The organism is Lysinibacillus antri, assembly GCF_003977595.1.
In the GTDB taxonomy this organism is placed as follows: Bacteria; Bacillota; Bacilli; order Bacillales_A; family Planococcaceae; genus Ureibacillus; species Ureibacillus antri.
The window spans coordinates 138,023-163,390 of the sequence record NZ_RYYR01000005.1 but is presented as its reverse complement, the minus strand read 5'-3'; the positions used below and the strand labels follow the sequence as shown (position 1 = coordinate 163,390).

At 32.6% G+C, this 25,368-nt stretch carries 21 protein-coding genes; all 21 read left to right on the top strand.

From position 1 onward, the window contains the following. Positions 1-150: 150 nt before the first annotated feature. Positions 151-1,218, top strand: a complete 1,068-nt coding sequence (gene recA, locus EK386_RS05520; protein ID WP_126658035.1) for a recombinase RecA — start codon at positions 151-153, stop codon at positions 1,216-1,218. A 465-nt stretch (positions 1,219-1,683) separates the two neighbouring features. Then, entirely contained in the window at positions 1,684-3,240 is a 1,557-nt protein-coding gene (gene rny, locus EK386_RS05515; RefSeq protein ID WP_126658034.1) for a ribonuclease Y, read from the top strand. 138 nt (positions 3,241-3,378) lie between these two features. Further along, on the top strand, positions 3,379-4,134 hold the full coding sequence (locus EK386_RS05510; protein ID WP_126658033.1) for a tyrosine-protein phosphatase: 756 nt from the start codon (positions 3,379-3,381) through the stop codon (positions 4,132-4,134). A 71-nt stretch (positions 4,135-4,205) separates the two neighbouring features. Next, positions 4,206-5,435 (top strand): GNAT family N-acetyltransferase, encoded by a 1,230-nt coding sequence (locus EK386_RS05505; RefSeq protein WP_126658032.1) that lies wholly within the window; start codon positions 4,206-4,208, stop codon positions 5,433-5,435. 600 nt (positions 5,436-6,035) lie between these two features. Next, on the top strand, positions 6,036-7,868 hold the full coding sequence (locus EK386_RS05500; RefSeq protein ID WP_126658031.1) for a polysaccharide biosynthesis protein: 1,833 nt from the start codon (positions 6,036-6,038) through the stop codon (positions 7,866-7,868). A 105-nt stretch (positions 7,869-7,973) separates the two neighbouring features. Further along, positions 7,974-9,056 (top strand): DegT/DnrJ/EryC1/StrS family aminotransferase, encoded by a 1,083-nt coding sequence (locus tag EK386_RS05495; RefSeq protein WP_246027588.1) that lies wholly within the window; start codon positions 7,974-7,976, stop codon positions 9,054-9,056. Further along, the gene (locus EK386_RS05490; protein ID WP_281274245.1) at positions 9,053-9,697 is read left to right on the top strand and encodes a sugar transferase; all 645 of its coding nucleotides are present in this window, start codon (positions 9,053-9,055) and stop codon (positions 9,695-9,697) included. Before EK386_RS05495 ends, EK386_RS05490 begins: the two co-directional genes overlap by 4 nt. A 26-nt stretch (positions 9,698-9,723) precedes the next feature. Further along, positions 9,724-10,953: a type III PLP-dependent enzyme domain-containing protein gene (locus EK386_RS05485; protein ID WP_126658029.1), complete on the top strand. Its 1,230-nt coding sequence runs from the start codon at positions 9,724-9,726 to the stop codon at positions 10,951-10,953. A 16-nt stretch (positions 10,954-10,969) separates the two neighbouring features. Then, positions 10,970-11,932 (top strand): ATP-grasp domain-containing protein, encoded by a 963-nt coding sequence (locus tag EK386_RS05480; protein WP_126658028.1) that lies wholly within the window; start codon positions 10,970-10,972, stop codon positions 11,930-11,932. Between the two features lie 76 nt (positions 11,933-12,008). Next, complete coding sequence (locus EK386_RS05475) at positions 12,009-13,127, top strand: glycosyltransferase family 4 protein (RefSeq protein ID WP_126658027.1); 1,119 nt, start codon at positions 12,009-12,011, stop codon at positions 13,125-13,127. A gap of 27 nt (positions 13,128-13,154) precedes the next feature. Further along, positions 13,155-13,952: a glycosyltransferase family 2 protein gene (locus EK386_RS05470; protein ID WP_126658026.1), complete on the top strand. Its 798-nt coding sequence runs from the start codon at positions 13,155-13,157 to the stop codon at positions 13,950-13,952. A gap of 44 nt (positions 13,953-13,996) precedes the next feature. Further along, on the top strand, positions 13,997-15,028 hold the full coding sequence (locus EK386_RS05465; protein ID WP_126658025.1) for an EpsG family protein: 1,032 nt from the start codon (positions 13,997-13,999) through the stop codon (positions 15,026-15,028). A gap of 79 nt (positions 15,029-15,107) precedes the next feature. Beyond that, positions 15,108-16,283 carry a glycosyltransferase gene (locus EK386_RS05460; RefSeq protein WP_126658024.1) on the top strand — a complete coding sequence of 392 codons (1,176 nt, stop codon included), beginning with the start codon at positions 15,108-15,110 and terminating at the stop codon, positions 16,281-16,283. A gap of 205 nt (positions 16,284-16,488) precedes the next feature. Then, complete coding sequence (gene galU, locus EK386_RS05455; protein WP_126658023.1) at positions 16,489-17,358, top strand: UTP--glucose-1-phosphate uridylyltransferase GalU; 870 nt, start codon at positions 16,489-16,491, stop codon at positions 17,356-17,358. 64 nt (positions 17,359-17,422) lie between these two features. Further along, the gene (galE, locus tag EK386_RS05450) at positions 17,423-18,394 is read left to right on the top strand and encodes a UDP-glucose 4-epimerase GalE (RefSeq protein WP_126658022.1); all 972 of its coding nucleotides are present in this window, start codon (positions 17,423-17,425) and stop codon (positions 18,392-18,394) included. A gap of 145 nt (positions 18,395-18,539) precedes the next feature. Next, complete coding sequence (locus EK386_RS05445; protein WP_126658021.1) at positions 18,540-19,514, top strand: glycosyltransferase; 975 nt, start codon at positions 18,540-18,542, stop codon at positions 19,512-19,514. Further along, positions 19,499-20,962: a lipopolysaccharide biosynthesis protein gene (locus EK386_RS05440; protein ID WP_126658020.1), complete on the top strand. Its 1,464-nt coding sequence runs from the start codon at positions 19,499-19,501 to the stop codon at positions 20,960-20,962. Before EK386_RS05445 ends, EK386_RS05440 begins: the two co-directional genes overlap by 16 nt. Positions 20,963-21,015: 53 nt before the next feature. Next, positions 21,016-22,218: an ATP-grasp domain-containing protein gene (locus EK386_RS05435; RefSeq protein ID WP_218939063.1), complete on the top strand. Its 1,203-nt coding sequence runs from the start codon at positions 21,016-21,018 to the stop codon at positions 22,216-22,218. A 29-nt stretch (positions 22,219-22,247) separates the two neighbouring features. Next, positions 22,248-23,453 (top strand): ATP-grasp domain-containing protein, encoded by a 1,206-nt coding sequence (locus EK386_RS05430; protein ID WP_218939062.1) that lies wholly within the window; start codon positions 22,248-22,250, stop codon positions 23,451-23,453. Between the two features lie 36 nt (positions 23,454-23,489). Then, positions 23,490-24,602 carry a DegT/DnrJ/EryC1/StrS family aminotransferase gene (locus EK386_RS05425; protein ID WP_246027583.1) on the top strand — a complete coding sequence of 371 codons (1,113 nt, stop codon included), beginning with the start codon at positions 23,490-23,492 and terminating at the stop codon, positions 24,600-24,602. Between the two features lie 18 nt (positions 24,603-24,620). Next, positions 24,621-25,325, top strand: coding sequence for a WbqC family protein (locus tag EK386_RS05420; RefSeq protein WP_126658018.1), 705 nt, complete (start codon positions 24,621-24,623; stop codon positions 25,323-25,325). The last annotated feature ends 43 nt before the right edge of the window (positions 25,326-25,368 follow it).

Sequence of the window (25,368 nt, the reverse complement as noted above, 5' to 3'; positions counted from 1 at the left end):
TTCCGTAATGGCTCAAATTTTTATTTTGCCTTAAAAACGAAAATATGTTCGCTTTTTTCTTGAAACTTGTCTCAAAAAGAAGTATAGTAGAGACATAAAGAACATGACAAACTAACAGATACATTCTTTTAAATATAAGGAGGAAATATTTTGAGTGATCGTAAAGCGGCCTTAGATATGGCATTGAAACAGATTGAAAAACAATTCGGTAAAGGTTCTATTATGAAACTTGGTGAACAATCAGATCGCCAAATTTCAACGACATCAAGTGGTTCATTAGCATTGGATGCGGCATTAGGAGTGGGTGGGTACCCACGTGGACGTATCGTGGAAATTTATGGACCAGAGTCTTCAGGTAAAACAACAGTTGCTCTTCATGCAATTGCAGAAGTACAAGCAAAAGGCGGACAAGCTGCATTTATCGATGCAGAACATGCGCTAGATCCTGTATATGCTCAAAAATTAGGTGTTAATATTGACGAGCTATTACTATCTCAACCAGACACGGGTGAACAGGCATTAGAAATTGCTGAAGCATTAGTTCGTAGTGGTGCCATTGACATTATTGTTATTGACTCAGTTGCTGCTCTAGTACCAAAAGCAGAGATTGAAGGGGAGATGGGTGACTCTCACATGGGTCTACAAGCTCGCTTAATGTCTCAAGCTTTACGTAAATTATCAGGTATCATTAATAAATCCAACACATTAGCAATTTTCATTAACCAAGTGCGTGAGAAAATTGGTGTGATGTTCGGTAATCCTGAAACAACAACAGGTGGTCGTGCACTGAAATTCTACGCTTCCATTCGCTTAGAAGTTCGTCGTGCTGAAACAATTAAACAAGGTACTGAAATGGTAGGGAATAAAACGAAAATTAAAGTCGTTAAAAATAAAGTGGCACCTCCTTTCCGTACTGCGGAAATCGATATTATGTTCGGTGAAGGGATTTCTAAAGAAGGAGAAATTGTGGATCTAGGAGCAGAACTGGATATTATTCAAAAAAGTGGTTCTTGGTATGCTTATGGAGACGAACGTATTGGCCAAGGTCGTGAAAACGCAAAACAATTCTTAAAAGCAAATCCAGAAATTCGTGACACAATCGCACAAAAAATCCGTGAATCATACGGTATAGCAGCAGCATCTTATACAATTGGTGGTCACGATGAGGACGAAGAAATCGACGACGAATTATCATTATTATTAGAGGATGAAAAATAATTTTTCTAAGTTTGTTCTTAAGGTAACTTAAGAGCAAACTTTTTTATTTAGGGATTTTTAAAATAAAGTTAAAATGCAAGATGAAGAATACCATGGTGCACTCGATTTCGGTGGATAAAACACGTCAACTGGCAGAAAAATTGATACTAAAAATAGGACCTATATATGGTAAATTCAACTTTATTTGTAAAATTGTATACAACAAAGAGAATTTGTCTAACATAGTAATATGTTATGTTATCTTACAACATGGATAAAAAATTCAGCTAAAAATTTAATGAGAAATAGTATATTAATTCACTATACAGCTAGTGGGAATCCTTGACATACCTAGTATTGAAATATACAATTAAAATTGTATAATTTCTAAATTATGAAATGAAATAGGCAGTATGTTGAACAATGAGAAAATCAATATATGAGCCGACTGAAAATGAAACGAATATAGCAAGAGGAGGTGTTCGAATGATAGAAATCATTATCTCCGCTTTGCTTGGACTCATCGTCGGTGCCGCTGTTATCTATTTCTATATGAAAAAAGTGAACGAATCAAAAGTAAATGGTGCGAAACACGCTAGCGAACTTATTATAGATGAAGCTAAGCGAGAAGCGGAAGCGCTTAAGAAGGAAGCACTACTTGAAGCAAAAGATGAAACTCACAAAATTCGAACTGAAGCAGAAAAAGACATCCGTGAACGCCGGGCAGAGCTTCAGAAACAAGAAAACCGGTTATTGCAAAGAGAAGAAAATCTTGATCGCAAGGATGATGCTCTGAACAAGAGAGAATCAGGCTTAGAGCGAAAAGAAGAAGCTCTAACTGAAAGACAACAGCATATTGAACAGATGGAAAGTAAAGTGGAAGAGCTAGTACGCGAACAAACGTCAGAACTTGAACGTATCGCAGCCTTAACGCGTGAAGCAGCGAAAGATATCATTTTAAAGCAAGTTGAAAATGAACTTTCAACAGATATCGCAGTGATGACGAAAGAATCTGAAACACGTGCAAAAGAAGAGTCTGACAAAAAAGCTCGTGAAATATTATCACTTGCACTACAACGATTTGCAGCAGATCACGTTGCAGAAACGACGGTATCCGTTGTAAATTTACCGAATGACGAAATGAAGGGCCGTATTATCGGTCGTGAAGGTCGTAATATTCGAACACTGGAAACACTTACAGGTATTGACTTAATCATTGACGATACTCCAGAAGCTGTTATTTTATCAGGATTTGATCCAATCCGTCGCGAAACGGCACGTCTAGCACTTGAAAAACTAGTACAAGATGGTCGTATCCACCCAGCACGCATTGAAGAGATGGTTGAAAAATCTCGTCGCGAAATGGACGAGCAAATTCGTGAAACAGGTGAACAAACAACATTTGAAGTAGGCATTCATAACTTACACCCAGACTTAATGAAAATTTTAGGTCGTATGAAATACCGTACAAGTTATGGTCAAAATGTATTAAAGCATTCAATTGAAGTAGCTCATTTATCTGGCTTACTAGCAGCAGAGCTTGGGGAAGATGTAACATTAGCAAAACGTGCTGGATTGTTACATGATATCGGTAAGGCAATTGACCATGAAGTGGAAGGAAGTCACGTAGAAATTGGTGTAGAACTAGCGACGAAGTATAAAGAACACCCAGTCGTAATTAATAGTATTGCCTCTCACCATGGTGACACGGAACCAACTTCTGTGATCGCAGTAATTGTTGCAGCAGCCGATGCATTATCTGCAGCAAGACCAGGTGCTCGTAGTGAAACACTTGAAAACTACATCCGTCGCTTAGAAAAACTAGAAGAAATTTCAGAAAGTTATGATGGTGTAGAAAAATCATTCGCGATTCAAGCGGGTCGTGAAATTCGTATCATCGTACAACCAGAAAAAATAGATGATTTAGCTTCTCATCGTTTAGCTAGAGATATTCGTAAGCGAATTGAAGAAGAGCTTGATTATCCTGGACATATAAAAGTAACTGTCATTCGAGAAACTCGAGCAGTGGAATACGCAAAATAATCAAAAGTGTTCTCATTACTAATGATGAGGACACTTTTTTTAGATAACAGAATGTTCATTATATTTCTAACAATTTTAGTACTATTTATTCGCTTAAATGACTATGTATAAACAAACCGAGGTACGAGGAGTTGGCAAATGGTTGATATTCATAGTCACATACTATGGAATGTAGACGATGGACCTACCACCTTAAATGAAACGCTAGGTATGTTAGAACAAGCTGTAAAAGAGGGAGTTAAAGGAATTGTGGCGACTCCCCATTTTCAACATCCATTGTACTCTGTTCATAAGAGCGATGTTCAAGCGAGAATGGAGCTTCTACAAATCGAGTTGGATCAAAATCATATCCCATTAACCATCTTTCCAGGCCATGAAGTAAGATTATCCCACCAAATTGTCTCCCTTTATAAAGAACAACAAATTCATTCGCTTGCAAATTCAAAATATATATTAATCGAGTTACCTTCAAATACCGTGCCACTTTATACAACAATGGTCATCCATCAAATATGTGGGGAAGGACTTGTTCCCATCATTGCGCATCCAGAGAAAAATAAAGCGATTTTCGAAAAACCAGCATTATTAGAAAACCTGATCCGTCATGGGGCACTGGCACAAATAACGGCTGGAAGTATCGCAGGTCATTATGGAAGGAGTATACAAAAGTTTTCACTCGAATTAATCGAAGCAAATTTCATTCATGTATATGGCTCCGATGCGCACAATTTAAAAAATCGGCCCTTCTTATTTGAGAAAGGATTACACATTTTAGAGAAGAAAAAATTATTTGAACATGCAGCACAATTCCTCGCAAATAATGAATCCATTATTTCAAATCACCCAATTACAGCTCTTGAGCCTCAAAGCATTAAAAAAAGAAAATGGTGGTAGCCTCATGGAAAAATTATAAAATTGTTAATTTGAAACAAAATAAAGAAATAATGAAGCGATAGGTGATAAACGTGAGTCAGAAAAAAGGGTTAATCATGCGAGAAATACGAATGGACGAAATGGGGCAATCCATTGATTTACTAAATTATGTATTTCAAATGTCCATGTCCATTAAAAAAGATCGCCGTTTTGTTAGTGAAAAAAGTAGGCAATTTAATGTCGGCCATGCGTTAGGTTGGTTTGATGGCGATCATTTAGTATCACAAATTTTAAGTTTGCCATTTCAAGTAAATGTATTTGGTCAGGTTTATGAAATGGGCGGAATAACAGCCATTGGTACCTATCCAGAGTATTCCAAACAAGGTTTAATGGACCAATTAATAAAGGAAACCTTAACGACGATGCATAAAGAAGGGCGTTACATTTCATATTTATTCCCATTTTCTATTCCGTATTATCGTAAAAAGGGATGGGAAATTATGTGCGATATTGTGGAGTTTCAAGTAAAGGATACACAATTCCCTCATTACAAAGATTTACCTGGTAAAATTCGTCGAGTCGACACAAGGAGTAAAGATTTAATTAGTGTATACGAGCAGTACGCGTCAAGAACACATGGAGCCATGATTCGGAATATTATTGCTTGGAATGAAAAGTTTCATGAAGATTATTGGGAAGAAAAGTTTGTCGACACGGATGTACAGTTGCAAGCGGCTGTGTATTACGATGAAGACGATACACCTCAAGGATATATGTTTTACAGAATTATGGAAGAAAACTTTTATATAGATGAGATTGTTTATTTGCAAGAAGTAGCGCGGAAAGGGTTATGGAATTTCGTCTCCGCTCATAAGTCGATGGTGTACAATGCCTATGGGAAAACGGCAGGGAATGAACCAGTAGCCTTTTTATTGGAAGACAGTGAAATTATTCAAAAAGTTTCCCCTTATTTTATGGCACGCATAGTGGATGTTGAGCCGTTTCTCGCTCGGTTCCCTTTTGATGAACCGAACTTCCATATTCGTTTTAAAGTGACGGATCGCTTAGTTGAATGGAATAATGGCTTATTTGATATCACCTCAACCGATTGGAAAGTTAAGGTGAAAAAAGTTACAGAAGAAAATCTTAAACCTGATATTACGGTTGAAATGTCCATTCAAACTTTAACGACGATGATACTTGGCTACAAACGTCCGAAGTATTTAGAGAAAATTGAGCGTCTTAGAGGGAAAAGTGAAACCATTGCCATTTTAGAAGATTTAATTCCGCTCGGGATTCCTACCTTTATTGATTATTTTTAAACAGCGTATGAAGGTAATTAAAAAGGGAGACGTGAACACGTACTTTCTTTTTAATTACCTTCTTTTTTACTATGTAGACCGTGTTAAATATAACTTTATAATTAAATTTTATCTAATTGGAAGTAATATTTTTTAAAAGCAAAGCAATATACTGATATTGATTTTCTAAAAGGTTAGCTAAATTCACCTAAGGGAAACTGGTTTTAAGTATTAAAAAACTGTAATTTACTGTAATTGGACTTAGTTCTTTATTATACGAAGAATAATTATTTTTGTAATATAAATAAATAATTTCATACGTAATAAATTGTGTCTTTAGTTCTAATGCAGTCAAAGAATAATATATTAATTTTAAGTAAATATCAAACGAGATTGAATAAAATTCTCCCATTTCAATAAATTAACTTCCCAAAATACCAAACGTTTTTAATCTTCAATTTCTCTCCATCTCATTTTGCTTATCATTTTCAATAGATCACATTTAAATAAGCAATGCTTTGCAGTTTCTCTGAGTACATGTTTATAAGATAAGAGTCTGTGACTGGCGCAATACAATGGCATTCCCAGGTTAAGAAACATCCCAATTAAAGAGGTGATGGTTTGAGTCATAGGTTAAGATATTCCATTTTTTTTATTCTTGATTCAATCATTGTACTTAGCGCAATTTTTATAAGTCATGGTTTATTGAATCCGTTACATTTTAATGACTCATTAATCGTAATCAGTTCAGGTATTTTGTTAATTACCCATCATATCATGGCTCATTTTTGTCATTTATACAATCGAATTTGGAGTGTTGCATCGGTAAAGGAATTGCTTGTGATTGGCTATTCTATTACCATTTGTATTATTTTTACAAGTGCAATGCAATGGTTTATAAAAGGGGATATTTATTTTCGTGTAATGGTGATCACTTGGCTCCTACATATAGTCCTAATTGGAGGGTCTAGGTTTACATTACGGTTAATTCATGACTACCAATTTAGGATTAAACCACAACATGAGCTCAAAAAATTATTAATCGTTGGTGCGGGTGAGGCAGGAGCAATGCTTATTCGGAACATTAAAAGGTACCAAAGTAATGAATATTTAGTTGTAGGCGTAGTGGATGATAATCCGAAAAAGAAAAACTTGACGTTGATGGATGTTAAGGTTTGTGGAACGACGAAGGATATCCCGAGAATTGTTGAAGAGATGAAAGTAGATGAAATTATTTTAGCTATCCCCTCCCTTTCGAAATTGGACCTTCGTAAAATTTATGAACGGTGCTTAAATACAAATACCGTTATTAAAACGATGCCTAGAATTGAAGATATGATTATGGGGAAAGTTTCTGTAAATGATGTTCAAGAAGTAAAAATAGAGCAATTACTCGGTCGTGAAGAAGTCAAACTGGATATGGAAGCCATTTCAAATAAATTAGTAGACAAAGTCATACTCGTAACAGGTGCAGGGGGATCAATTGGTTCTGAAATTTGTAGACAATTAGTAAATTTCAAGCCAAAACAATTGATTCTATTAGGTCATGGCGAAAACTCAATCTATACAATTCATATGGAGTTATTGGAGAAACATAGTAATAAAAGGATTCATTTTGTCCCAATTATTGCAGACATTCAGGATAGGGATCGGATTTTTGAGATTATCGACCAATATAAACCTAATGTAATCTATCATGCAGCAGCACATAAACATGTCCCATTAATGGAGGTTAATCCAAGAGAAGCTGTGAAAAATAACATCTTTGGAACTAAAAATGTTGCAGAAGCCGCCCATCATTATGGTGTTTCCAACTTTGTCATGGTCTCAAGTGATAAGGCGGTCAATCCAACCAATGTAATGGGTTCAACAAAAAGGATTGCCGAAATGATTATACAAAACTTGGCTCTTCATAGTAATACTAACTTCGCCGCAGTTCGATTTGGCAATGTACTCGGATCGCGTGGAAGCGTCGTACCTCGATTTAAAGCGCAGATTGAGGCGGGGGGACCAGTCACCGTAACTCATCCTGAAATGACGCGATACTTTATGACGATTCCAGAAGCATCAAGACTTGTCATACAAGCAGGAGCACTTGCCAAGGGGGGAGAAGTATTTGTGCTCGATATGGGAGAGCCGATTAAGATTGTTGATTTAGCTAAGAACCTCATTTCACTTTCCGGATTTACAGAAGAGGAAATTGGCATTGAATTTTCTGGTATCCGTCCGGGCGAGAAAATGTACGAAGAATTACTAAACGAAGAAGAATTACAGGAACAACATATTTATCCAAAAATTCATGTCGGTAAAGCGAATGCAATGGACAAAAACCAATTATTTACTTTCCTTAAGGAACTAGAAGAATTTGAAGTGAATGAATTGAAGGCAAAAGTTATTGATGTTGCGAATGGAAATTGGGAAAGTAAAATTTGCAAATCTAGGACAATAGTATAAATTCACAAAGAAAGAGGAATGGAATTGTCATTCTCAAAAAAAAACTTGTTAAAAGCTGAATTAAATTCCCAGCCTACTAATAAAATCTATCTTTCATCACCACATATGAGTGAAGAAGGGTACGAATTGAATTATGTAAAAGAGGCTTTTCATACAAATTGGCTATCTCCATTGGGCCCAAATGTGGATGAATTTGAAAAAGCAGTAGCCTTAAAAATTGGCACAAAATCTGCTACAGCACTTTCTTCTGGCACTGCTAGTATTCATATGGCATTGAAAGCAGCAGGAGTTGAGAAGGGGGATATCGTTTTTTGCCCATCACTTACTTTCTCAGCAACAGCTAATCCAATCATCTACCAAAATGCGATTCCCGTTTTTATAGATAGTGATATGGAAACTTGGAATATGTGCCCACTTGCGCTAGAAGAAGCATTTAGAAAATACCCTAACGTAAAGGCCGTTTTAGTTGTACATCTTTACGGTTTATCAGCAAATCTAGATCGAATAATGGAAATCTGCGACAAATATAAAGTTTCACTGATAGAGGACGCTGCAGAAAGTCTGGGCACATTATACAAAGGAAAACATACAGGGACTTTTGGTGATTTTGGCATTTTCTCTTTTAATGGCAATAAAATTATTACTACTTCTGGTGGTGGTATGCTCGTTTCAAACAATGAAGAACGTATTACGAAAGTTAAATTTTGGTCAACACAATCCAAAGATCCAGCAAGGTTCTATCAGCATAGCGAGTTAGGGTTTAATTACCGAATGAGTAATGTCGTTGCTGGGATAGGTAGAGGGCAATTGAAAGTGTTAGATCAACGGGTACAACAAAAGAAATATATTTTTGGGTACTATACACGCGAACTAGCAGGACTTGATGGGATTGAATTTATGCCCATCAATGAATGGAATGAGCCGAATTATTGGTTAAGTTGTATCACTTTGAATGGCAAGGTAAAACCACTTGATTTAATCGAAGCTTTAGAAAAAGAAAATATTGAAGCAAGGCATGTGTGGAAGCCAATGCATCTGCAGCCATTCTATAAAAACTACGACTATGTAGGAAACAATGTATCTGAACGGTTGTTTAAGAAGGGGATATGCTTGCCTTCCGATACAAAAATGACAGATAAGGATCTAGGGAGAGTTGTAGATACGATTAAAAGGCTGTGGCGAAAGTGAATCAAACTAAAGGTAGAATTTATAGAAGATATATTAAGAGACCATTCGATTTTTTCTTAGCTTTAGTAGCCTTAATAATGTTTATTCCTCTCCTTTTAATCGTTTCGCTATTAGTAAGAATCAAATTGGGAAGTCCAGTAATATTTAAACAAAAAAGACCTGGGTTAAATGAAAAAATATTTACTTTGTATAAGTTTCGGACGATGACGGATGAGCGAGATGAGAATGGAAACTTGCTTTCAGAGGACTTAAGAATAACAAAGTTTGGTAGTTTCTTAAGATCTACCAGTCTAGATGAATTACCTGAGTTAATAAATATAGTTAAGGGAGATATGTCAATAATTGGACCAAGACCGTTATTAGTAAGGTATCTACCTCTCTATAATGATCAACAAAAACGACGTCATGAAGTGAGGCCAGGATTATCTGGCTTAGCTCAAATAAATGGGAGAAACTCTATTAGTTGGGAGGAAAAATTCGAACTTGATGTGAGGTATGTTGATAATATTTCTTTTATTAATGATTTAAAAATCCTGTTATTAACCATTAGAAAGGTTATTCTACGTGAGGGTATTAATCAATTAGATGATGTTCCTATGGAGGACTTCAAGGGAACAAATTTAGAAGGAAGAAAAGATTAATCTTACACCAATAAAATAAGAAAGGAATGGAATGGAAAATTAATGAAGAAAGTGTGTTTCTGGATTGTAAAAAGACACCTTATTTCTTAATTGAAGAGGAAGAACTATCAACGAATCTATCACAATTAAAAAGTGCGCTTGAAAAACATTGGGATAATTATATAATCGGTTATTCTTTTAAGACGAATTCATTACCTTGGCTATTAAAATATTTTAAGAAAAATGGTTTATATGCTGAAGTTGTTTCAGATGATGAGTATCAATTAGCTTTATTATTAGGTTATGAAAAAAGTAGGTTGATATATAATGGTCCACCAAAGTCGAAAGAAACGTTTTATGAGGCGATTCACAACCGCTGCATTGTTAATATTGAATCGCAACGAGAGTTAAATTGGTTAAAAGAATTGGATCAATTAGGTTACATTGATTCCGACGAATATGAAGTAGGAATTAGAGTGAATTTTGATCTAGAAAGATACTGTCCAAATGAATCATCCATGGGTGATGAAGGCGGAAGATTTGGATTCTGTTATGAAAATGGGGAATTAAAAAAAGCAATTGATTGCTTAAATTCCTTAAAAAAAGTTAAATTAACCGGCCTCCATTTACATTGTAGTTCAAAGACTAGAAGTTTAAATGTTTATCGTACTATTTCTAAAATTGCATGTGAAATTAAAAGAAAATATTCATTACAATTAAAATATATAGACGTTGGAGGCGGTTTTTATGGTGGATTAAAAAATAAACTGCAATTTAAAGATTATATGAAAATTATATCAGAAGAGTTAAATAAAGAATTTTGTATGAATGAAACTATATTAATAGTTGAACCTGGAACACCATTAGTCTCTTCCGCTATTAGTTTTGTTACAAAGGTAATTGATGTAAAAAAGACGCTCGAGAACTATTTTGTTACAACTGATGGAAGTAGAATTTATCTTGATCCGTTTAAAAGAAAGTCAAACTATCTTTTCCATATAAAATATCGAAATACGTTAAATGTAAAAGAAGTAAGCAAGCAAGTAATTTCAGGGTTTACGTGTATGGAGGATGATCGCTTATTTGTACTTCGTGATTCACCACAGTTAAAAGTAGGTGATTTAGTAATTTATCAAAAAGTGGGTGCTTATACGATGTGTTTATCTCCCTTGTTTATTAAATATTTTCCTACTGTTTATGTTAAGAAAAAGAATGAGATATTAGAGGTCCGAGAACGATGGACCGCATCCAATTTCATTGAATTAAATACGAAGTGAAAATGAGGTGTCCCAGATGAACATATTAATTCTTAGCTGTGGAACAAGGAACAAAATTGTTCAATATTTTAAAAAAGAATTAAATGGAGTCGGTTTAGTTTTAGCAACAGATTGTAGTAACCTTGCTCCAGCGCTTTATGAGGCAGATCATCACTTTATTGTTCCGAGAATAGATGATGCTAATTATTTAGACAATATTATTGCTATTTGCAAGGAATACAATGTAAAAGCTTTATTTTCCCTTATAGATACGGAACTAAGTTTAATAGCTGAGCATAAGGAACACTTTTTAAGTATTGGGACATTTCCAATCGTATCAGATTCAGATGTTACTGAAATGTGTTTTAATAAATTCAAAATGTATAGATTTCTTGTGGATAATGGCTTTCAAACAATAAAAAGTTATGTGGAAAAAGAATTATTTTATCAAGATATTGTAAACGGAAAAATAACATATCCCGTGTTTATAAAACCAGTCACAGGTAGTGCGAGTATCAATATTCACAGAGTTAATTCAAAAGAAGAAGTGGAATTACTATTTAATTACCATCAAAATTTAATGATTCAAGAATATATGGATGGCATCGAATTTGGAGCAGATGTCTATATAGATTTAATAAATGGAGAGCCAATTTCAATTTTTACAAAGGAAAAGATCGCTATGAGAGCTGGCGAAACAGACAAATCGGTATCGGTAAAGGACGAAAAATTATTTCAACTGATTACTGATTTTGTAAAAGTAGCCGGATTTAAAGGCATGATTGATATTGATATTTTTAAAATTGATGGGGAGTATTATATTTCCGAAGTCAATCCCCGTTTTGGAGGCGGCTATCCTCATGCTTATGAATCCGGAGTGAATTTTCCGAAGTTAATCATAGATAATTTAAAGGGAAAAGTAAATTCGAATAAAATTGGTCAATATGATGAAGGGATTTATATGATGAAATACAATGAAGTTTTAGTATCGAGAATATAAATAGTAGTAAGGTAATTTAGAGTTTATGGAGAAGAAGGGTTAAAAACTTGCTTTTAGAAATGGAGCAATGTAAAAAATGAAAATTTTATTTGTGACTACTATTTCTAATACAATTAATTCATTCCTAATTCCACATATTCAGTTACTATTAGAGCAAGGTCATCAAGTGGATTTAGCTTGTAATATAGTAAGTGAAATTAATCCATTATTAATAAAACTTGGTTGTAAAGTTAATCCTATAGCTTTTCAACGTTCGCCACTTTCAAAAGAAAATTATCGTGCATATAAGAATTTAAAAAAACTTATTAAACGTGAAGGATATCAAATTATACATACACACACTCCAGTTGCTTCAGTATGTGTAAGACTAGCATGTAGAAATTTAGAAAATATTAGGATTATTTATACTGCCCATGGTTTTCATTTTTATAATGGTGCCCCATATAGAAATTGGCTATTATATTATCCAATAGAGCGCTATCTTTCGAGGTTTACGGATGTTCTAATTACAATTAATAATGAAGATTTCAAAAGGGCAAAAAAAACCTTTAAATCTAAAAGAATAGAATATGTTCCAGGGATAGGTTTAGATTTAATGCAGTTTTCTAATATAAAAATTGATAAATTTCAAAAACGTAAAGATTTAGGTCTACCCGAGGATGCAATAGTCATCCTCTCAGTTGGAGAACTAAATATTAATAAAAATCACAGGACGGTAATTAACGCAATTTATAAACTAAAAAATCCTAAAATTTATTATGTAATTTGTGGAGATGGTGAACAAAAAAATAATTTACTTTCTTTATCGAAGGATCTTGGGTTACAAGACAATGTGAAGCTATTAGGGTACCGTAATGATATCCCTGAAATATTAACTATTGCTGATATTTTTGTATTTCCATCTTTAAGGGAAGGATTGCCCGTATCTTTAATGGAGGCTATGGCGGCTGGATTACCAATTGTTTGCTCCAATATTAGAGGGAATAAAGACCTAGTTAGCAGTTACAAAGGGGGTTTTTTAATAAATCCAACTAATACAGACGAGGTTGCAAAATATATTGATTTGTTAATTAAGGATAAAGAAAAGTTCCATGATTTATCTCCACAAAATAAGGAGATTATTAAAAAATTTGATCTTAGTACCGTCATTACTAGAATGCAAGAAATATATACAGCGGTCTTAAGAAATGATTAATAAAAAGTAAAAAAGGGGCTCCTCTCAATGCCGAAATTATCGGTAATTATGGGTGTATATAATGGTTCGAGAAAATTAAAAACTGCTATTGATTCAATACTTAACCAGTCGTTCAAAGATTTTGAGTTAATAATTTGTGATGATTGCTCAACTGACAATAGTATAGAAATCATAAAGAAAATAGCAGAGAATGATGATCGAATCAAATTAATGAAAAATCCGAAAAATTTAGGATTGGCTGCAACTTTAAATAACTGTTTAAAAGCAGCTAGTGGCGATTATATAGCTAGAATGGATGATGACGACATTTCACATCCAGAAAGATTTGAAAAACAAGTTTCTTTTTTAAATAAGTACCCAGAATATGCAATAGTAGGAACTAGTCGAAATTTTTATGATGATAATGGAATTTGGGGAAAAGAAATAAGTTCTGGGGAAAGAACAAAACTAGATATATACCTTGGAAATACTTTTGTCCATCCTTCAGTAATGATCCGAAAAGAAGCAATTGTTCAGGTTGGGGGATATACAATAGGAGCTAGAACTCAGAGAACAGAAGATTTTGATTTATGGTGCAAATTGTACGAAAAAGGCTACAAAGGAACGAATCTTAAAGAAGTATACCTTGACTATTACGAAGCAATGGAATCCTATCAAAAACGGAAATATAAATATAGAATTTGTGAGTATCAACTTAAAAAGTACTGGAGAAAGAGGTTAAATATACCAATTAAATATTCAATTTATGCATATAGACCATTAATAATTGGCTTATTACCTAAAATAATACTAAAAAAATACCACGATTTTAAATTTAAAATGTAGAAATGATATGTGAAGATAGTTTAAAAATTTAAAGGAGAGCTTAAATGCTTTATGTACTGATAGCTATCGTTACCTCATGTTTGACAGTACTGGCAGTAAAGTTTAAAGAAAAGCCACTTAAAATTTTTTTGGGTCTAACAGCAATAGTTATACCTTCATATATCGCTTCAATACGATATGCAACAGGAACGGATTATTTTAACTATTTAAGTTTATTCCATGATCGACATATAAAAGATGTTGAAATCTCGTTTATTTTTATTCGAGATATAGTCAATTTATTGAATTTAGATTTCAATGTATTTTTGTTTATTTATTCATTTATTACCAATGCCTTTGTATTTTTCATCATATTTCGTGAAAGAAAAAATATTAATGTTTTTATTGCTATGTTTGTATATATGCTCTTTTATTATACACTTTCTTATAATTTAATACGTCAATCAGCAGCAATGTCTATTATCCTCTTTTCCTATGTCTATTATTTTGAAAATAAAAAATTTAAATTTGGACTATTAAATTTAAGCGCATTTTTAATACACTATTCCTCAATAATAATTTGTTTAGTGTTAATGATTTTTAGCTCAGTTACTAAATTTAACAAAAAATTTAGATATATAATTTACTGTTTACTATTGATTTTTGTCATTAAACAGCAATATTTTTTAAGTCTAGTTAACTTAGATTTTGGTAAGTATAATTATGCTATAAATGAGTTTCAAAGTAATTATTCACTTTTCCCTCTCGTAATGTATCTACCCGTATTAATAACAGCCATTGTAGCTAATAAAATTCCGCATGATATAAAAGACCGAATGAGTAAGTATATCAATATATATTGCATTGGCTTCATACTTATTTTTTTAATGAACTTTGGTGGAAATAACGCATATCGTATTGCTTATTACTTTACAATAGTCGAAGTAATTCTTGTAGGGCTAGTTTGGAAAATTAATAAAAATAGCAGATTATATTATATTAATATTGTTTTAATTGTTTATTTATTATGGAAATTTTGGTATATCTTCATAAAATTAGGATCAACTGAAATCTATCCGTTTAAGTCAATCATGTAACTTAATCAATTTAAAACCGATCAAATAGAAACTAATTTGTAAGAATCCTTTTATAAAAGAGGGGTTTTTTATTAAAAAAATGTTGATTAGCTCCTACTCACTTCATTTAGGTGGAGTAGAAAGTAGTTTAATTGCATTGTTAAATCAATTAGCGAGTAATGAAGAGATAAAAATAGACCTACTTTTAGAAAAAAATGAAGGCGACTTACTTAAAGAAGTTCCAGAAAGTGTGAATGTCTTAGAAACCCCAGAGATTTTAAAAATATTTAGAATAGATAAAGCAGATGTTCCATTAGTCTTATTTAAGCTACTTTATAATTTTAAAATAATTGTAGTTTTTTGGTATCTATATTACGTGTTTATAGGAACTGTAAGGAGGAACATGGAAAAAAGTAGACAACGATTTTGGGTTAAATGCAATAAATATTTCAATTATACTAATGAATATGAATTTGTAATTTCCTTCCATTATACGGTTACCTCATATTTCGTTGTGGATAAAATAGAATCCAAAAATAAATTTGTATGGATTCATGGGGATTATCGAAATATGGATCGCGATAAGGAAATTGATCGTTTCTACTTAAATAAATTCGATAAAATAGTCACTGTCTCGCAAGAATGCGTTAACGGTTTACGGAGTGTATTTCCAGAATACAGTATTAAGATTATAGAGATTCCAAATTTACTACCTAAGAGGAAGATAATGGAGTTATCGAAGGAGCCTTTTGAGGTAGGAAAAATTGATGGTAAATTTAATATCGTTTCTGTAAGTAGAATTGATAAATATAAAGGATATGATATTGCGATTCCAGCTGTTTCGAAGTTATTAAACGAAAACCTTATCAACAAATGGTATATCGTGGGAGATGGAAATTACAAAAGGAAATTGAAAGTTCTAATAAAGAAGTTTGGACTAACCAATTATGTTGAATTAACAGGCAAATTGGATAATCCCTACAAAGTCATTGATACATGCGATATTTTTTTACATCCATCTCGATTTGAAGGGAAATCTGTGGCAGTAGAAGAAGCTAAATTATTAAAAAAACCTATTGTAATCACAAACTATTCTACTGTTAACGATCAAATACTTCATAACCATAATGGCTATATTGTAGAAATGGACAGTGAAAGTATTTATCGTGGGTTAAAAGAAGTGATGATCAATCAACCATTAAAACATACATTGTTAAAAAACTTGGAAATAGAATATTTAGAAGAAATAGATGTTTTATCTGAATTATTTAAGTGAAATTGATAAGTCAGTAATTGCTGCATATAAAATGTTAATTAATATGAATACTCAATATATCTCTCCTTACCAATCTTTCATGTATCTTTCCTTCACACTACTTCAAAATACACTAGAAATTCCCGAATTAAAAAAGATATGTAAATAAATTTGTTAAATAGCTAAGTAATGAGTGTTTTAAATAAAGAAAGGAATGGATGGATTAATGAAAATTAAAAAAGCAATCATTCCTGCTGCTGGATTAGGAACTCGTTTTCTTCCAGCTACAAAAGCTATGCCTAAGGAAATGTTACCAATTGTTGATAAGCCTACAATTGAATACATTGTTGAGGAAGCAATTGAATCTGGGATAGAAGATATTATTATTGTCACTGGGAAAGGAAAACGAGCTATTGAAGATCATTTTGATAGAAATTTAGAGTTAGAAAATAATTTAGTGGAAAAAGGTAAATTTGTGCTACTACAAAAAATTACGCAATCTTCAAATGTAGAAATTCACTACATAAGACAAAAAGAACCTAAGGGATTAGGGAATGCAATATGGTGTGCCAGAAAATTTATTGGCAATGAACCATTTGCAGTACTGTTAGGTGACGATATTATCCAAGCTGAAAAACCATGTTTAAAACAACTAATAGAACAATTTGCAATAGTCCGATCATCAATAGTAGGCGTACAAAAAGTTCCTATCGAAGAAACTGTGCGTTACGGTATTATTAGCCCTTTAAAAATGGAGGGAAGGTGCTTTCAAGTAAAGGCATTAATTGAAAAACCAAAAAAGGGAACAGCTCCATCTAACTTAGCTATAGTAGGTCGTTACATTCTTACACCTGAAATCTTTAGTTTAATAGAGAGTCAGGAAGAGGATATAAATGGTGAAATACAGCTTACTGATGCAATAGAAAAGCTGAATAAATACCAATCAGTCTATGGTTATGAATTTGACGGTAAACGTTTTGATATAGGGGAGAAGTTAGGATTTATCCAAGCGAATGTAGAAATTGCGTTAGCCGATCAGCAAATAGGAACAAGTGTAAGAGAAATGTTAAAGGAGCTTTTAAATCAAACTTTGTAAGGATGAATAATGTTGATTAGTTAATTAGTTAGGTTTGAAATTGACTAATAAGGGAGTCATTCATTTGATATTAGTAGTAGGTGGAGCAGGATATATTGGAAGTCATCTTGTGAAAGATCTAATAAAAAAAGAGCAAGTTATAGTGTTAGATAATCTTTCATCAGGCCATCAACAGGCAATTAATGATAATGCCATATTTGTTCATGGAGATTTAAAAAATGAGTTCGAATACGATTTTTTATTCGATAAATATCCTATTAAAGCTGTATTTCATTTTGCGGCCTGTAGTCTAGTTGGCGAATCTGTTATAAATCCGCAGAAATATTATGAGAACAATGTAGGATCCACATTAAAACTTCTTAATTTGATGATAAAACATAAAATTAAAAATATCATTTTTTCATCTACTGCAGCAACTTATGGTATTCCTAATTGTAAATTAATTGATGAGGCCGTACCTACAATACCTGTAAATCCTTATGGGAGATCAAAGCTAATGATTGAACAGATTCTAGCTGATTATGCAAAATCCTACGATATAAATTATTCTATCTTAAGGTATTTTAATGCAGCTGGTGCCGATGTATCAGGTGAAATTGGCGAAAGTCATAATCCCGAAACTCATCTTATCCCAATTGTATTACAGCACTTATATGGAATTAGAGAGAAAGTAAATATATTTGGAACAGATTATGATACACCTGATGGAACATGTATTCGAGACTATATACATGTAACAGACTTGGTAAACGCTCATATAACTGCACTAGAAGCATTACTTAAAGGAGAAATTAAAAACCAGATCTATAATTTAGGTAATGGTAAAGGTTATTCAGTTAAAGAAGTAATCCAAACCTGTGAAATGATTACAGACATAAAGTGTAAGATTAAAATTGGAGAAAGACGTATTGGTGATCCGCCAGTATTAGTTGCTTCTTCTAAAAAAATTGAAGAAGAGCTAGGTTGGAAAGCAGAAAGAAATTTAGAACAAATTATTAAAACTGCATGGAGATGGCAACAAAATCAAAGATACTAAAAATTAGTACAGAGGGATTTTAACTAAATAGTAAACGATCGATTGTACGAATAGTTTACTATTCTTATGGGGCTATCAGTAACAAGTTTATCGTAATATAACACTGTTATATTTGGAATGTATTATGTAAGGAGAGTTATATAGAATGGAAGACATCATGGTTAGTATCCATTGTGCAACGTATAATCATGAAAAGTATATAGCAGAAGCGATAGAAAGCTTTGTAATGCAGAAGGTGAATTTTAAATTTGAAATTTTAATACATGATGATGCCTCTACTGATAGAACTGCAGAAATAATAAGAAAGTATGAGAAAAAATATCCTGATTTAATAAAGCCAATATACCAAACCCAAAATCAACGGACACTTGGAAATTCAGTGAGTAAAATTAACTTTGGGAGGGCTAGAGGGAAATATATTGCGATTTGTGAAGGAGATGATTATTGGACAGATCCAAATAAATTGCAGAAACAAGTAGATTTTCTAGAAAGTCATTCTGAATGTAGTTTGTGTGTTCATGGAGCCTATATTGTGAATGCTTTTGATAAAAAAGTGCTCTCACAACTTCGACCGAGTAAGAGTAGTAAAATTTTTACAGTTGGTGAAGTGATAGAAGGAGGTGGAGAACTATTTTCCACCAATTCCATGGTTTATCCGTTGAAATATGCAAAAATAAGACCACATTTTTTTGATATAGCACCAGTTGGAGATTATCCGTTAGCAATTAATTTATCTTTGTTAGGTGCGGTTTATTACATCGATGAATTTATGTCTGCCTACAGAACGAATGTAAGTGGGTCATGGACAGTCGAAAACAGTTCATCTATCGAAAAAAAATTTAAACATATCCAACAAATAGCGACGATGTTAGATGAGGTTAATAGCTACACCAATGGAAAATATGAAACTTCAATTATCCGTAAAAAAAATAAAAATCAGTTTTTTATTTTATTAGAGCAGGAAAAATTCAAAGAAGCCAAATTAATAAAGTATGTAGATCATTCCTTAGCTTTGATTTATCGGAAAAGACTCATTTTATTTTTAAGAAGGAAATTTCCTATTGTGCTTAAATTCCTGAAAAATTTAAGAAGGAAGTGGGCGCAGTGGGTTCTGAGATAACGAAAATTAAAGTGATTACATCTCTAATATGGAAATTATTAGAGCGAATAGGTGTCCAAGGAATTCAATTCCTCGTGACGATTTTATTAGCCCGATTGATTTTACCCGAAGAATTTGGATTGTTTGTACTTGTATCAATCTTTATTATACTAGCAAACGTATTCATTCAAAGTGGGTTTAACATTGCATTAATCCAAAAAAAAAATGCAGATGAACTAGACTTTTCCTCTGTATTCTTCCTAAATATATTTGTAGCAAGTATCTGTTACATCATTTTCTATTTAACTTCCCCATACATTGCAACCTTTTTCGAACAACCTCAAGCAACAACCATTCTTAGAATTTTATCAATCACGTTATTTTTTGGTGCAATTAATTCAATTCAAAATGCCATCATTGCAAGAAATATGCAATTTAAAAAACTATTTATTAGTAGTATAAGTGCTGTAGTAATTTCTGGCATAGTAGGCCTTGCAATGGCTTATGCAAAATTGGGTATTTGGGCTTTAGTTGCGCAACAATTAACGCAACAACTAGTTGTAACAGTAAATTTGCTTATCACAGTGAATTGGCGACCAAAGTTTCTATTTTCTTTTAATAGAATTAAGAGCCTTTTTTCATTTGGTTGGAAATTACTAGTTTCTGCACTTATTGATACTTTAAATAACAATATACGTAATTTAATTATAGGAAAAATGTTTAGCCCTGCCTCCTTAGCTTTTTATAATCGGGGAGAACAATTCCCCAGCATTATTATAAGTAATATCAATAGCTCAATCCAATCTGTTTTGTTCCCGGTTTTAGCTACAGAGCAAGATGATCGAAAAAGAGTAAAAGAAATTGTAAGGCGATCAATTGTAACTAGTTCGTTTATTATTTTTCCAATGATGATTGGACTCGGTATAGTAGCTGAGCCAGTCGTCCAGATATTATTAACAGATACTTGGCTTCCAGCAGTTCCATTTTTACAGATATTTTGTGCTGTTTATGCACTTTGGCCAATTCAAACAACTAACTTACAAGCAATTAATGCTATTGGCAGAAGTGATATTTTTTTAAGGATAGAGGTAATAAAAAAAATTATTGGACTCTTAGTACTCGTAATTAGTATACCATTTGGAATTTATGGAATTGCTTTAGGTATTGTATGTAATGGAATAATTGCCACCTTTATTAATTCTTATCCCAATATAAAATTATTAAATTATAGCTTATTTGAACAACTTAGAGACGTTTTGCCATCATTTTTTATATCAGTAATAATGGGCATTGTTGTTTTTAGCATACAGTTTTTAAATTTAATGCCTTTAATATTGTTGTTAATTCAAATTCTTGTAGGAATCGTAGTTTATATATGTCTAGCTATCTTATTTAAATTAGAGTGTTTTTCATATTTACTTAGTGTCGTTAAAGAATTGTCAAAGAGAAAGAAACATGTCACTGTTTAAAGTATGAAATGTGAAAAACGTATGTTCCAAAAAATTTAAGTTGGGGTGTAATAATGAAGAAATTGCTAATGCTTGGTGGTGCACCATCTCAAATACCTGCTATTCAAACTGCAAAAAGATTAGGGTATTACGTTATTACTTGTGATTATTTAGAAAGTAATCCAGGTCATCAATTCTCAGACGAATACCATAATGTCAGTACAGTAGATAAAGAAGCGGTCTTAGAGCTAGCGAGATCTTTGCAAATAAATGGAATTGTTTGTTATGCAGCTGACTCTGGTGCACCAACTGTCGCCTATGTTGCTGAAAAATTAGGTTTACCTTCATTTCCATACTCTTCGGTAGAATTATTGTCAAATAAAGATCAGTTTCGCGCTTTTTTAGAAGAAAATCACTTTGATGTACCGAAAGCGAAAGGGTATTCAACTTTTGATGAAGCAGTAATCGATTTTGATACATTTATAATGCCTGTAATGGTTAAGCCCGTTGATTCTTCAGGTAGTAGAGGTGTTACTAAAATATTTTCAATAAATGAACTACAGGATGCTGTAACGGAGGCATTAAGTTTTTCAAGAACAAAAAGATTCGTTATTGAAGAGTTTATTGAAAAAACTGGGTATCAGATCGGATTAGATTGCTTTTCTGTAAATGGACAGCTAACATTTTGTGGTTTTGGCAATAATCATTTTGGTTCAGCGGTGAACCCATTTCTTCCAATCGTTGATAGTTGTCCAACATATTTCTCAACTCATATCCAAAATAAAGTAAGAAATGAGATTCAAAGATTTATCGATTTATTCAATTTAAGAACAGGACCTACAAATTTTGAAATTCAAATTGATCGTAATGAAAGAGTGTTTATATTAGATATGGGTGTAAGAAACTGTGGGGACTTCACAAAATTATTAAAATATGCAACGGGAGTAGACCTAATTGAATATACAATTAAGGCTGCTATGGGGGAAGACTGCAAAACATTAAGGGATATTGAACCAAAAGGATTTTGGGCAATATACTCAATATTTAATGAAGAAAATGGGATATTACAAAATATTCAAATAGATAGTATCTTTAAAAAAGAGAATGTTTTTGAGTATGTGGAATCTGTTTCTAAATTTGGGTTACCAATTAAAGCGAATGAAAATTTAGGTAATATGGTATTAACGTTTTCTTCAATGAAGGAAATGCTAGAAAAAATCAACAATATTAAAAATTTAGTGAAAGTAGTCATAAAGGAAACTAGTTATTTCGACTAATAAATTAATTAGGATTAAGAGGTGAATAATTGAAAAAGTTGTTAATGCTCGGTGGTGCTCATTTTCAAGTCCCGGCAATTAAAGCTGCAAAAGAAATGGGGCACTTCATCATTACTTGTGATAATTTAGAAGATAATCCAGGTCATAAATACTCAGACAAATACTATAACGTTAGTACAACAGATAAAGAAGCAGTTTTAGAATTGGCAAAGTCATTACAAATAGACGGTATAATGTGTTATGCAGCAGATTCTGGAGCACCTACAGTGGCGTATGTAGCAGAAAAATTAGGGCTCCCATCTCATCCTTATGAGTCAACTGAAATACTCGTTTATAAAGATAAGTTTAGAGAATTCCAAAGAAAAAAAGGATTTAATGTGCCAAAATCAAAAGTATATAATACATTTGAAGAAGCAAAAGCAGATTTTCATAATTTTACTATGCCTGTTATGATAAAGCCGGTAGATTCCTCAGGGAGTAAAGGTATATCAAAAGTTGACTCCATTGAATCTCTTGAAGAAAAAGTGGAAATTGCATTAAAATTTACAAAAGCAGGACGTTTTCTTATGGAAGAATATATAGAAAATTATGGTCCACATGTGGGTGGAGATGGCTTTTGTGTTAATGGTCAACTCGTATTTCGCTGCTTTTCTAATGAATATTTTTCAACAAATCATATAAATCCTTTTGTACCTATTATAACGACTTGGCCGTTAATTCTACCAGAACATATTCAAAATAAAATTCATGACGAGGTTCAAAAAGTTTTAACTTTACTTAATATGAAGACAGGCGCATTGAACTTTGATATTAGGGTAGACAGTAAGGAAAATGTATATTTAATAGAAATAGCACCACGTAATGGCGGGGCATGGAATCCCAATGCTATAACTTATGCAACTGGTGTTGATACGATTAAATATAGTATTAAGGCAGCTCTAGGAGAAAGATGTAATGAATTAGCCTTTTCAAATACTAGAGGATACTGGGCAACATATGTGATAAATAGTATGGTTAGTGGTGTTTTTAAAGGTATTGATATTCATGAAGCGTATAAGGAGAATATTGTTGAATATGAGTTAGTTGTAAAGCGTGGTGATCATATTTCACCTCTTTCAGGTGCACATGAGCAAGTAGGTTTAATGATACTAACGTTTTCTTCAATGGAAGAAATGATAGATAAAATGAATAATATTACAAATAACGTTAAAGTGATATTGGAAAATGAATATTAATTGTATTTTTTCTATAAGGAAGAATGGAGTGTTAAGTTGAACCAACCTATACAAGTGACACGTTCATCTATGCCTAGTTTAGAAGAATATATAGAGGAAATAAAAGACCTTTGGGAAAGTAAAGTACTGACAAATACAGCGAAAAAGCATAAACAATTAGAAACTGAGCTAGTTAAATATTTAAATAGTCAAAATATCACTTTATTCACAAACGGCCACCTTGCCCTCGAATATATAATAGAAGCACTTCAACTATCTGGTGAAGTTATTACAACACCTTTCACGTTTGCCTCAACAACTCATGCCATAGTTAGAAAAGGGTTGATTCCTGTTTTTTGCGATATAAATTTAAATAATTTCACCATTGAAACAACTCTAATCGAATCCTTAATTACAGAGCGTACTTCAGCAATCATTCCAGTTCATGTTTATGGAAATATTTGTGATGTAGAAGAGATTGAACGTATCGCCAAAAAATACAATCTAAAAGTAATTTATGATGCCGCGCATGCATTTGGTATTACGGTTAATGGTAAAGGAATTGCCAATTTTGGTGACGCTTCGATGTTTAGCTTTCATGCAACGAAAGTATTCAATACGATTGAAGGTGGTGCGGTTACTTTTAAAGATGCATCACTGAAAAAGACTATAGAGGCATACAAAAATTTTGGTCTAACAGGTCCAGAAAATGTGGAATATATCGGTGGAAATGCAAAAATGAATGAGTTTCAAGCAGCAATGGGACTATGTAACTTACGATATATTAATCAGGAAATTATGAAAAGGAAAAAAGTATTCGAACGATATATTGATCAACTAGAGGGATTGAGGGGGATTCATCTACCCAAGATTCAAAATGGTGTAGAAAGTAATTATGCTTATTTCCCGATTGTAATTGAAGGAAATACGAATAATCGAAATATTATTTATGAAGAGCTTAAAAAACAAAACATTTTTGCAAGAAAGTATTTTTATCCGTTAACCAATATGTTCGATTGCTACAAAGACCGTTTTGATTCAAACTTAACACCAGTTGCACAATATATTGCAGATCGAGTATTGACACTGCCTCTTTATGCGGATTTATCTTTTAATGATGTCGATCGAATTACAACTATTATTAAATCGAATAGTAGTGTTTTACAATAATGGAGAAGAGGGACTTGGTTGAAAGTTGCATTAATGCAACCGTATTTTTTTCCGTATATAGGGTACTATCAATTGATGAAATCTGTAGATGAATTTGTCATTTTCGATCAAGCTCAATATATTCGAAGAGGTTGGATAAATCGAAATCGTATTTTGAATAGCCATAAAGAGACGGTTTATATTACCGTTCCAGTTTGTAAAACATCTAGAGAAACTAAGATTAAAGATATTAAAATAAATAATGTGATAAATTGGGAAGAGAAACTATTTAATCAACTTTTGTATTATAAAAATGCACCGAACTATATAAAAGTCATTCAATTATTAGAGGATTGTTTTTTATATACGGATGATAGTCTAAGTTTATTTAATACTAATCTTCTAAAAAAAACGACATCTTTATTAGGGATTGAAACAAATATTACTATTTTATCAGAAAAATTCCCGAATATAACTTCTGCCGATACCGCAGATGAATGGGGAATTAAAGTTTCGAAGGCTTTAAATGGAACTACCTATATTAATGCTATTGGTGGTAGGAAATTTTATGATGTAAAGAAATATGGTAAAAATGGAATAAATATAAAATTTTTAAAACCCAATTTATTACCATATCAACAATTTAAAGACTTTATTCCGGGATTGTCTATTATTGATTTACTGATGTTTAATGATGTTTCAATCATCTCAGAGATGTTAAATAACTATGAGCTACTATCCTAATTTCCAAAAGAGTTCCTTACTGTATAGTCCTAAATTTTGAAGA